Raw genomic sequence first — 10,069 nt, 5'->3', positions numbered from 1 at the left:
AGTTCCCGTCCTTGTTGTCCAGCTTGACCCACGCCGACACCGAAAACGACTTCGCCGTATCCACCACCGGACCGGCCGTCGCCGCAAACCCCGACGTCCCGTCCAGGTGCAGCGCCGTACCCACCTTGCCCGCAACACCCAGCTCTGCCCCACCCCCGGCAACCGAAGCAACCGCACCCGCATTCTTACCGCCACCGGCACGCACCGACCCCCGCGCCTCATCCAGCGCAAAAGAAGCCAGCTCCTGCACATGCCCCGGAACCTCACCACGCGACAACGCCGCCACATCCGCCTCAGCCACCGGCGACTGCACCGTACGCACATCATCGATCAGACCCTGCGCATGCTCAGCCCACACCCCCTTATAGAGGAGTCGGCCCAACTGCAGACCACCCTCGGCCCGCCACGGAGCCGTGAACTTCACCGACTCCTGAAGCCTGCCGTCCACAAACAACGACAACGACTGCTTCGCCGCATCATACGAACCCGCCAGATGAGTCCACTCACCCGCCTTCGCCACATCCTTGCTCACCGCACGGACAATCTTCGTGTCATCCGTATCCGTGGCATGACGGTTGAAGACCCACCTGTCGTAAGCCTTCGAATAATAGACCTGGAAACCGCTGGCACGGTCACCGGCCTGCGACAAGAACGTGTAGTTCCTGTCCTTGTCATCCAGCTTGACCCACGCCGCCACGGAGAACGACTTCGTCGTGTCCACCACCGGACCGGCCGTCGCGGCAAACCCCGACGTCCCGTCCAGACGCAACGCAGAACCGGACTTCCCCGCAGCACCCAACTCGGCGCCACCACCCAACACCGCGGCAAACTCCCCGGGAACACCCCCCGACACACGCCGCGAACCAACACCCTCATCCAAAGAGAAGGAGGCCAGTTCCTTGAGGTGTGCGGGCAGTTCGCCGCGGGACATGGCCGCCACATCCGCTTCGGCCACCGGCGACTGCACCGTGCGCACGTCATCGATCAGACCGTGGGCATGCTCAGCCCACGCCCCCTTGTAGAGCAGTCGGCCCAATTGCAGTCCGCCCTTGGCCCGCCACGGAGTCGTGAACTTCACCGATTCCTGGAGCTTGCCGTTCACGAACAGCGACAGCGTCTGCTTGGCCGCGTCGTACGAGCCTGCCAGGTGAGTCCACGCACCCGCCTTGGCCACGTCCTTGCTCATCGCACGGACAATCTTCGTGTCGTCCGTATCCGTGGCGTGACGGTTGAGAACCCACTTGTCGTAGTGCTGCGAGTAGTAGACCTGGAAGCCGCTGGCGCGGTCGCCGGCCTGGGACAAGAAGGTGTAGTTCTTGTCCTTGTCGTCCAGCTTGACCCACGCCGCCACGGAGAACGACTTCGTCGTGTCCACCACCGGACCGGTCGTCGCGGCAAATCCCGACGTCCCGTCCAGACGCAGCGCGGAACCGGACTTCCCCGCGGCACCCGACTCGGCGCCGCCGCCCAGCTCCGCGACGACCTCTCCGGAAGCGCCCCCCGACACACGCCGCGAACCGGCTGCCTCATCCAGGCTGAACCGGTCCTTGGTGCTGGAGACACCCGCGTCGAGCCATTCGGTGATGTTGTCGGTGCGGGCCGCGGTCGCGCTCTTGCCCTCGCCGGACTGCCCCAGGCAGCCCGCGTGGTCGGCGCGGCTCTGTACTGCCGTGATGCGACCGCTGCCATCGACGATCGGCCCACCGGCGTCGCCCTTGCACATCCGGCCGCCGGTCAGCTCCACCTCCGTGTCGGTGGCCTTGGCCTGAGTCGTCCTGCTCGCGTGGGGGCCGCGGGGCACCCAGGCGGTGTCGGAGCGGCCGTACCCGGCGGCCTCCAGGGCGGTGCCGTCGGCAGGGGCACTGCCGGCGAGCGTGGCGGGGGTGATACCGCTGACCGGGGTGGCCAATCGGGCCAGCACGACGTCGCGGTCGTCACGCGGCACCAGGTAGTTGATCTTCACCGGAGCCTTCCCGGCGAAGACCGCTGTGACGCTGCCCTTCGGCGCCCCCTCGCCCAGTGCCGACTTCGCGGCGGATCCGCTGAAACAGCCGGCCGCGGTGAGAATCCAGCTGCTGTCGACCAGAGCCGCGCTGCAGTTCCGTCCGCCCTTGTGCCCCGGCTGGTTCACCGTGACGCGAGCCAGCCACGGGCGTGCGGAATCGCCGGACAATTCCGGTCCGGGCTTTCCCTGGCCGACACTGAGTTCCAGCAGGGTGGAGGAGAGTTTGGGATCGAGACCTTCACCCAGGGACTTCCACTTGCCGGGCTCCAGATCGACCTTCTCGACCTTTGAACCGTTGGTACGGGGATCGTCGGTGCGGACCGTCGCCACGACGTCGCCGTCATCGGACTTGGCGAGATAGGTCCGCTCGATTTCCATGGAAAGGTAACCCGTGGCTCCGGATACGGCAAAGCACACGTCCCCGCTGGTGCGACTGTTGATACGCACCAGACCGCCATCGGATTTACAGTCGGCCAGCATGATATTGCCGTCACCGGATACCAGCTTCAGGCCCTTCTCGGCCAGCAGCTTGTCCCGATCCGGGTAAGCGAAATCCTCCACAAGTGCTTCATCCGCAGGTGCCGCCTGCGCAACTGCGGCCATCGGCCCGCCGAACCAGGCAGACATCGCAACCGACGCCGCCAGCGTCATGGTTACCGGCCGGCCAAAAGTGTCACGCCATCTCATACATGAACTCCCAACGATCAGACATGCCCGCACCAAAATGGTTTCGAGCATGCTGAGGCTGGGCGCACGTCACGGCGAACTCGTGCCGATCCCCCCTGCCACGGCCCCCAATGCCATCGGCGCGCACCGAACATATATTCCCTTGGATAACAGAGTGTCAAGTTCTTCTAAAGGCCGCTCTCGTGATGATCTTCTAGTCGGTGCGGGCCCGGGGGTCCGTTAGCGGGCCCCGGCCGCGTACCGATGCGCACGACCGGAGGTGGAGTCGATCGACCTTGTCCCACCGATCTCGGCAAGAATCTCCGGAAACGGTCCGGCGGCCCCAACTCACTTAAGATTGAGCCCCGTTCGCGATGGCAATGTGTCCAATCGCGAAACGTGGCGGCCATTGGAATACTCAACTCGCCCACAGAGAAGGACAGTTCCGCAACATCACAGGCGGACGTCCCGCCCAGCAGCAACACGCCCGGGATCTCCGCGAAAGCCCACCGCGTCCCGCCCGAACCGCATGGACCAGCCCCTCGGAGAACTCACCACCGACAACGGACACCTCGTCAGACCCATCGACTCCGGTCCAGGCGCGGCGAATTGGGAGTCACGATTCAACGTCGCCCGCAAGCCCGACAAGTTCTCCGATGCTCAAGAGCTCTTCGACATCCCCGCCCGGCACACCGTCGGGGTCGCAGTTCGTCACACCGCGCCCCGGAAGTCACCGCGGACAGGACTCGCGCCCTCCGCCCTCCAGCCCTTGCACCATCTCCGGCGCCGCATATCCTGAGGCCGTCACGCTGAGTGACCCACTCAGTGACTGGCACGCACCGGAAAAGTAAGCGTCAGCACCGCCGGAGTCCGCCGCCAACCGCCGGGGACCGCCGGCGCCAACCAGCCCTCCTACCACCTCTGACCTGCAACATCGCATGTCACCGCCGATTTCTTCGAGCAGCCGAGGAGCCCCCGTGAAGATGCTCATCAACGTTCCCGAAACCGCCGTGACCGACGCCCTGCGCGGTATGGCCGCGGCCCATCCCGAACTGGTCGTGGATGTGGACAACCGGGTGGTCGTGCGGCGGGACGCGCCGGTGGCGGGGAAGGTGGCGCTGGTCTCGGGGGGTGGGAGCGGGCATGAACCGTTGCACGGTGGCTTCGTCGGGGCGGGGATGCTGGATGCCGCCTGTCCCGGTGAGGTGTTCACCTCGCCCGTGCCCGATCAGATGGTGCGGGCCGCGGCGGCGGTGGACAGCGGCGAGGGAGTGCTGTTCATCGTGAAGAACTACACCGGTGACGTGCTGAACTTCCAGATGGCCGCCGAGCTGGCGGAGGACGAGGGGGTGCAGGTCGCCAGCGTGCTCGTGAACGACGACGTGGCGGTGACGGACTCGCTGCACACGGCCGGGCGCCGTGGCACCGGCGCCACGCTGTTCGTGGAGAAGATCGCGGGCGCGGCGGCCGAGGAGGGCGCGCCACTGGACCGGGTGGCGGCGCTGGCCGGCCAGGTCGTGGAGTCGTCGCGCAGTTTCGGTGTGGCGCTCAGCGCGTGTTCGACGCCCGCCAAGGGCGGGCCGATGTTCGAGCTGCCCAGCGGTGAGCTGGAGTTGGGGGTGGGCATCCACGGCGAGCCGGGACGCGAGCGCAGGCCGATGATGACCTCCCGGGAGATCGCGGACTACGCGGTGGACGCGGTGCTGGCGGACCTCGACCCCCGGCAGCCGCTGCTGGCCCTGGTCAACGGCATGGGCGGCACGCCGCTGCTGGAGCTGTACGGGTTCGCCGCCGAGGTGCACCGGGTGCTCGGCGAGCGGAGTGTGCCGGTCGCTCGTACGCTGGTCGGCAACTACGTCACCTCGCTCGACATGGCGGGCTGCTCGGTGACGCTGTGCCAGGCCGACGAGGAGCTGCTGCGACTGTGGGACGCGCCGGTGCGGACGCCGGGGCTGCGGTGGGGGTGCTGATCGGCGCGGGCCGCCCGCCCGGGCGGGCGGCCCTGTTCGCGTACGTACATGTCCGCACTTTCGCGCCCGCACCTGGGTAGGGGCACCTCCGTGGATCACGTGACGACCACCCGCACACGTACGACCTAAGGAGCAGTTCGTGTCCGAGACGGCACTGGATGCCGGGTTCTTCCTGCGCTGGATGACGGCGGCCGCCGCCTCCGTCGAACGGGAAGCGGCCCGCCTCACCGACCTCGATTCCGCCATCGGCGACGCCGACCACGGCAGCAACCTGCAGCGTGGCTTCGCGGCCGTCGCCAAGACGCTCGAAGCCGAGCCGCCGCGGACGCCCGGCGCGGTGCTGACGACGGCGGGGCGGCAGTTGATCTCGACGGTGGGCGGCGCCTCGGGGCCGCTGTACGGGACGCTGCTGCGGCGTACGGGCAAGGCGCTGGGCGAGGCCGGCAGCGTCACCGCCGACGAGCTGCGCGCGGCGCTGCGCACCGGCGTGGACGCGGTGGCCCAGCTGGGCGGTGCCGCGCCCGGTGACGCGACGATGCTGGACGCGCTGGACCCCGCCGTGGAGGCCCTGGGCACGTCCTTCGACGCTGCCGCCGAGGCGGCCGGGCGGGGGGCCGTGGCCACGGTGCCGCTCCAGGCGCGCAAGGGCCGGGCGAGCTACCTCGGTGAGCGCAGCATCGGCCATCAGGACCCGGGGGCGGCCTCGTCCGCCCTGCTGATCCGGGCGCTGGCGGACACGGCGGACCAGGAGGGTGCGCGGTGAGCGGCGCGGACTCCTCGTACGTGGGCGTGGTGCTGGTGTCGCACAGCGGGCCGGTGGCCGAGTCGGTGGCGCGGCTGGCGGTCGGGCTGGCGGGCGGCGGTGCCCAGGCTCCGGTGGCACCGGCGGGCGGCACTCCGGACGGCGGTCTGGGAACCAGTGCGGAGCTGATCACGGAGGCGGCCCGGACGGTGGACGGCGGCGCGGGCGTCGCCGTCCTGGTGGATCTGGGCAGCGCCGTGCTGACCGTCAAGGCGCTGCTCGCCGAGGGCGACGAGCTGCCGGAGGGCACGCGGCTGGTGGACGCGCCGTTCGTCGAGGGCGCGGTGGCCGCCGTGGTCACCGCCTCGGCGGGGGCCGATCTGGACGCGGTCGCGGCGGCCGCGGCGGAGGCGTACTCGTACCGGAAGGAGTGAGGGAGGGCGGAGGAGATACCGGGGGCCTGTGAGGAGGCGCCCCCGGTCCGCTCGTGCGTTCTCCTGACTTCTCAATGGAGGGCCGGCAGGAGCAGTGCCGCTACGAGGACGATGCCCGCCAGCACGAAGGCCACATAGTCGCCGATGTGCCCGGAGTGCAGACGGCGGACGGAGGCGGTCCAGCGGGCCGGCCGGTCCGGGCCCCGCGTGCGGCGTACGGCCCACCCGGCGAGCCCGCAGGCCAGGGCGGCGGACAGCAGGCCGAGTGCCACGCCCGCCGGGGTCCAGTGCGGTCCCGGCGTCGGTACGGGGGCGGCCGACGGGGTGTGCAGGACGGCGGCGGCGTAGCCCGCCCGGTCGAGGAAGGCGTCCGCGGCCCGGCCGACCGCCTCGTGCAGGCCCGGTACGACGCCCACCGCCAGCGCGCCCGCCAGCAGGGCGACCGGTACCGCGAGCATGGTGTCGGGGATGCGGCTCAGCGGGCCGCTGGTCTCGGGCTGCTCGTTCCTGCCGCTGGTCTCGTCCTCGCGGGAATCCGCCGCTTCGGCCGCGTCGGGCCGTACGCCCAGGCCCAGGAAGACGCGGGCCACGGCGCGCAGCACCGCTCCCCCGGTGACCGCCGACACCCCTACGAACAGGGCGGCCGGCCAGCCGCCCGCCGCTTCCTCGGTGACGGCCTTGCCCAGTCCGGTGCCGAAGGGCGGCAGTCCGGCCAGGGCCAGCCCGCCGACGGCGCAGACGACGCCGACCAGGGGCAGTTCCCGGCCGCGGCCGTGGAGTTCGCGTTCGTCGACGCTGCGGAAGCGGTCGAGGAGGATGCCCATGGCGGCGAACAGCGCGGCCTTGACGCCCGCGTGGCCGAGGACGTACAGGGCCGTGCCGCTCGCGCCCTGCGGTGTCATGACCGCGAGCCCGATGAGGAACAGGCCGGTGTGCGCGACGGTGGAGAAGGCGAGCAGTCGTTTGAGGTGGCGCTGCTGCCAGCACATGAGCGCGCCGACGACGGCGGTGAGCGTGCCGAGGGTGAGCAGCATCCGGTGCGCGTCGGCCGTGGGAATGCCGCCGGGGCCCGCGAAGACGGTCCAGTACACGCGGGCCGTGCCGTACACGCCGAGTTCGACCATGACGCCGGACAGCAGCATGCACACCGGGGTGGGGGCCACCGCGTGCGCGTCCGGGAGCCAGAAGTGGAAGGGGACCACCGCGGCCTTGACGAGCAGGCCGGTCAGGACGAGCACGAAGGCGGTCAGGACGAGGAGGTCGGGGCCGCCGGGGTGGGCGGCCAGCCGGGCGCCGATCTGGGCGAAGCCGAGTTCGCCGGTACGTCCGTACAGCAGGCCGACGCCGAGCAGCGTCGCGTAGCCGCCGAGCGAGTTGACGACGCCGAAGGTGAGCGCGCCCTGTACGGCGCGCGCCTCTTCGACGCGGTAGCCGGTGAGCGCGTACGCGACGACGCCCATCAGTTCGAAGAAGACGAACGCGTTGAACAGGTCGCCGGTGAGCGCGAAGCCGCACATGCCCGCCTGGAAGATCAGGACCAGGGCGGGGAAGGTGCCCGCCTGGCGGTGCGGCGGTTCGTCGAAGTAGCGCCAGGAGTACGCGAGGACGGCGACGACGAGCAGCGAGGTGACGGCGGTCAGGCCGACGCCGGCCCGGTCGCCGACCAGGGCGATGCCGACGCCCGCGCCGCCCTGCGGGTGCCAGCCGCCCAGCCACTCGACGGCGCGGGCGCCCGGCTCGCCCTGGGGTGAGCCGCGCAGCAGGACGGAGAAGGCGAGCACGGCGGCGCCCGCCGCGAAGACGGTGCCCACGATCTCGGCGGCCCGGCGCGGCATCCGGCGGCCCGCCGCGACCAGGACCGCGGCGCCGAGCAGCGGGGTGGCGACGATCAGCGGGAGGGTGGCGGCGGGGGTGAGGACCGGGGCCGCGGAGGCGGTCAGGGTGCCGGCCGCCGTCACCCGCGCAGCTCCGAGAGTTCGTCCGGGTTCACGGTGCCGTGCCGTTTGCCCACCTGGACGACGAGGGCGAGCAGCAGCGCGGTGACCGTCGCGCCCACCACCACGTCGGTGAGGGTCAGGGCCTGGACGACGGGGTCGACGAGCGGGCGGCTGCCGGGCTCCAGGTCGGAGAAGACCGGCGCGGTGCCGCCGTCCCGGTAGCCGATGGCGAGCAGCAGGACGTACGTGGACGCCTGGCAGACGGCGAGGCAGCCGACGGCGTGGATGAGGTTGCGGCTGGTGGCCAGCCCGTAACAGCCGATCAGGAAGATCCAGCCGGCGACGAGATACGGCAGCACGCTCATGTCGGCCCCTCCTCGGGCGGGGGATGGTCGTGGCGGGTGGGTTCGGCGGGCCGGGAGCGGGCGTGGGGAGTTCCGGGGCGGGCGTGCTCGGGGTGGTCGGCGTGGTCGGGGTCGCCGCCCGTGTCCTCGTCCGGGTCGGCGATTTCGACCGCCTGGTCGAGGAAGGAGGCCAGCAGCACCACGACCCCGGCGGCGACCTCCACCCCGACGGCGGCGTTGAGCAGCGGCACGGTGCCGCCCGAGGCGAGCGTGTCGAAGGTGCCGTACGGGAGGAAGTTGGTGAGGTAGGCGGTGCCGGCGACCAGGCCGGCGGCGCCCAGCAGGAGGTAGGCGGCCTCCCCCGCCGCGTCCGCCATCGCGTACAGGCCGACCGGTCTGATCCGCTCCAGGGCGCGGTAGTCCACGGCGATGTAGAGCAGGTGCAGGGCCGTGGCGACGACGACTCCGCCCTGGAAGCCGCCGCCGGGGCTGAGCTGGCCGTGCGCGACGACGTACAGGCCGATGAGCAGGGTGACGGGGAGCGCGACCAGCGCGTACCGGCGTACGGGTGGGGCGACGCGCGCCGGTTGGGGGCGGACCCGGTGCTCGTCGCGGGTCTGGCGGAGCAGGACGACGGTGCCGAGGGCCGCGCAGAACAGGATCGATTCCTCGCCGAGGGTGTCGAACGCCCGCTGGTCGAAGTTGACCGCCGCGACGACGTTGGAGGTGTGCCGGGCGAGGGCCGCGGCGACGGCGCGGACACCGTACGGATGCCGGTCGCCGCCGAACTCCGGCAGCTCCAGGCTCGCGGCGAACAGCAGCCCGGCCAGGCCCGCGCCGCCGACGGCCAGCACCCACATCCGGACGCGTCTGGTCACCGCCGCCCCTCCTGACGCGCTTCGCCGGCCGCTCCCCCGGTTCCGGCCCGCCCCCGGCCGCCGTCCCCCCGTCCCTTGCGCCGCACCTTCCGTACGGAGAGCAGCAGCATCAGCGGCGTGAGGGCGGAGCCGACCGCGAGCTGGGACAGGGCGACGTCCGGGGCCTGGAGGACGGCGAAGAGGAGGGCGAGGGCGAGGCCGAGGACGGCCAGCACGGTCGACTGCCGGACCGGGTCGCGGGCCAGGACGGCGGCGGTCGCGGCCGCCGCGACCAGCAGCAGGGCCGACACGATCAGGACGTCAGTCATCGGCCGCACCGGCTTCCCGCCCGGGGGCGTGCCGCCCGGACAGCACGCGCGTGGACACGACGTTGCCGCCGACCAGCAGGGCTCCGACGACCAGCAGCTTGGCCATCGCCCGGCCCGGACCGGCGGCGACGCACAGCGGCAGCACCACCAGCGGTACGAAGATCACGGCGAGCGGTGTCATGGCGCGGTCGAGGGCGCGTGCGACGCGGTCGCGCGCCGGACGCCCGGTCAGTTCGTCGGCGAGCAGCCGCCCGTAGACGAGTGTCCCGGCGGGGCCGAGGACGGCGAGGACCAGGGCCAGATCGACGTAGGAGGGGCGCGCGAAGCCCTGCGCGAGCAGCAGCATGATCAGGCAGCCGGCGAGCGTCGCGAGGTTCTGCGCCATGACCCGGCGCCGTACGGGGCCGCTCGCCGCGCCCCACACGGTGGGGGCGAAGCCGACGACGAGCAGGAGCGCGGCGGCGAGCAGCCACCCGTTCACCGTGGCCGGCCTTCCTCCGGGCCGGTGCGCGCGCGTCCGGCGGAACCGGACGGCGGGGCGGCGCCGTTGACGGCGGCGCGGCGGGCCGCGCGGGCGGCGCACGCGGCGAGCAGGGCGGCCGCCGAACCGACGAGACACTCCAGCAGGTCCGGGCCGCCGATCAGGGTCAGCCACAGCGCGGCCAGCGCGGCCCACCAGACGGTCAGTTCGACGGCCGCCGCCGTCGCCCCGGACGGCTTCCCGGCACCGGACATGCACCCACCTCCGGCCTCGCCCGTACCCGGCCGTCAGGCTCTCATGCGGC

Annotated in this window: 10 protein-coding genes; 3 read left to right on the top strand and 7 right to left on the bottom strand. The window is 71.6% G+C overall.

The features are described 5' to 3' along the window. Positions 1 to 2,692 (bottom strand): LamG-like jellyroll fold domain-containing protein (locus tag ACFV57_RS17215; protein ID WP_385232053.1); only part of this gene is annotated, 2,692 nt, incomplete at its 3' end. Between the two features lie 962 nt (positions 2,693 to 3,654). Here ACFV57_RS17215 and dhaK point away from each other — a divergent pair. From dhaK to ACFV57_RS17200, 3 genes are all read left to right on the top strand, one after another. Beyond that, positions 3,655 to 4,641 (top strand): dihydroxyacetone kinase subunit DhaK, encoded by a 987-nt coding sequence (gene dhaK, locus ACFV57_RS17210; RefSeq protein ID WP_385232086.1) that lies wholly within the window; start codon positions 3,655 to 3,657, stop codon positions 4,639 to 4,641. 181 nt (positions 4,642 to 4,822) lie between these two features. After that, on the top strand, positions 4,823 to 5,404 hold the full coding sequence (gene dhaL / locus ACFV57_RS17205) for a dihydroxyacetone kinase subunit DhaL (protein WP_385232083.1): 582 nt from the start codon (positions 4,823 to 4,825) through the stop codon (positions 5,402 to 5,404). Next, positions 5,401 to 5,817 carry a PTS-dependent dihydroxyacetone kinase phosphotransferase subunit DhaM gene (locus ACFV57_RS17200; RefSeq protein ID WP_385232050.1) on the top strand — a complete coding sequence of 139 codons (417 nt, stop codon included), beginning with the start codon at positions 5,401 to 5,403 and terminating at the stop codon, positions 5,815 to 5,817. Before dhaL ends, ACFV57_RS17200 begins: the two co-directional genes overlap by 4 nt. A 71-nt stretch (positions 5,818 to 5,888) precedes the next feature. Here the strand turns inward: ACFV57_RS17200 and ACFV57_RS17195 are convergent, their stop codons facing one another. Genes ACFV57_RS17195 through ACFV57_RS17170 form a run of 6 tightly spaced genes read right to left on the bottom strand, consistent with a single transcriptional unit; the run spans position 5,889 to position 10,019 of the window. Then, positions 5,889 to 7,775 carry a complex I subunit 5 family protein gene (locus tag ACFV57_RS17195; protein ID WP_385232047.1) on the bottom strand — a complete coding sequence of 629 codons (1,887 nt, stop codon included), beginning with the start codon at positions 7,773 to 7,775 and terminating at the stop codon, positions 5,889 to 5,891. Then, positions 7,772 to 8,119, bottom strand: coding sequence for a sodium:proton antiporter (locus tag ACFV57_RS17190; protein WP_385232044.1), 348 nt, complete (start codon positions 8,117 to 8,119; stop codon positions 7,772 to 7,774). The genes ACFV57_RS17195 and ACFV57_RS17190 overlap by 4 nt, the downstream gene beginning before the upstream one ends. After that, positions 8,116 to 8,976, bottom strand: coding sequence for a hydrogen gas-evolving membrane-bound hydrogenase subunit E (gene mbhE, locus ACFV57_RS17185; RefSeq protein WP_385232041.1), 861 nt, complete (start codon positions 8,974 to 8,976; stop codon positions 8,116 to 8,118). Before mbhE ends, ACFV57_RS17190 begins: the two co-directional genes overlap by 4 nt. Beyond that, entirely contained in the window at positions 8,973 to 9,284 is a 312-nt protein-coding gene (locus ACFV57_RS17180) for a hydrogenase subunit MbhD domain-containing protein (RefSeq protein ID WP_385232039.1), read from the bottom strand. The genes mbhE and ACFV57_RS17180 overlap by 4 nt, the downstream gene beginning before the upstream one ends. Continuing rightward, a complete protein-coding gene (locus tag ACFV57_RS17175) occupies positions 9,277 to 9,765 on the bottom strand; it encodes an MrpF/PhaF family protein (RefSeq protein ID WP_385232037.1) in 489 nt (162 codons plus the stop codon). Before ACFV57_RS17175 ends, ACFV57_RS17180 begins: the two co-directional genes overlap by 8 nt. Then, the gene (locus ACFV57_RS17170; RefSeq protein WP_385232035.1) at positions 9,762 to 10,019 is read right to left on the bottom strand and encodes a hypothetical protein; all 258 of its coding nucleotides are present in this window, start codon (positions 10,017 to 10,019) and stop codon (positions 9,762 to 9,764) included. Before ACFV57_RS17170 ends, ACFV57_RS17175 begins: the two co-directional genes overlap by 4 nt. Positions 10,020 to 10,069: the final 50 nt, after the last annotated feature.

Source organism: Streptomyces sp. NPDC059788 (assembly GCF_042732265.1).
Taxonomy (GTDB): domain Bacteria; phylum Actinomycetota; class Actinomycetes; order Streptomycetales; family Streptomycetaceae; genus Streptomyces.
Note: the sequence above shows the minus strand (reverse complement) of the source record. Positions and strands in the feature narration are given on the sequence as shown.